Source organism: Streptomyces sp. 13-12-16 (genome assembly GCF_002114215.1).
Taxonomy (GTDB): domain Bacteria; phylum Actinomycetota; class Actinomycetes; order Streptomycetales; family Streptomycetaceae; genus Streptomyces.
The window spans coordinates 1-771 of record NZ_NCTE01001245.1; the positions used below are offsets into that span (position 1 = coordinate 1).

Sequence of the window (771 nt, forward strand, 5' to 3'; positions counted from 1 at the left end):
CGACGCCCGGTACGCGGCGACCGGTGTCGCGCTGGCGCTGCTGCTCACGGCCGCGGGGCTGTGCGCGCTGCTGCTGCGGCTGCTGCCGGGGCGGCGGCCGGCGGGCGAGCAGGAGGTGCTCGACTGGTTCGACGCGTGGCTGGACGAGTACCGGCCGACGGTCGGCCTGTACTTCTCCGGCGGCCCGTCCTCCGCCTACCAGGCCAACATGTGGCTGGAGCCGCTGGCCGGGCTCGGCGGGCGGCCGGTGATCGTGCTGCGGGAGCGGTTCATGGTGCCGAGGATCGCGGCGACCGACATCCCGGTCGTGTGCCTGCCGAAGGTGTCCACGCTGATGCGTCTCGAGCGGTCCACGCTCCAGGTGCTCATCCACCCGTCGAACTCCGGGAAGACCTCGCAGGTGCTGCGGATCCCCACGATCAAGCACGCCTTCGTCAACCACGGCGAGAGCGACAAGCTGTCGTCCTGCAACCCGTACGCGAAGGCGTACGACGAGGTGTGGGTGGCCGGTCCGGCGGCGCGCGAGCGGTACGCGCTGGCCGAGGTGGGGGTCGAGGACAAGGACGTGGTGGAGATCGGCCGCCCGCAGCTGGACGCCGTACGCCCGTACGCGGGCCCGCCCACCGGCGCGTACACGACCGTGCTGTACGCGCCGACCTGGGAGGGCTGGGACGGCAACCCGGGCAACACGTCGGTGGTCGCGGCCGGTGAGAACCTGGTGCGGGCGCTGCTCGCCGACCCGGGGGTGCGGCTGCTGTACAAGCCGCATCC

The 771-nt window shown here is 72.8% G+C and carries 1 pseudogene; it reads left to right on the plus strand.

Going from position 1 to position 771, the window contains the following annotated elements:
• Positions 1-771, plus strand: a pseudogene (locus B7767_RS38665) (hypothetical protein); the annotation flags it as partial.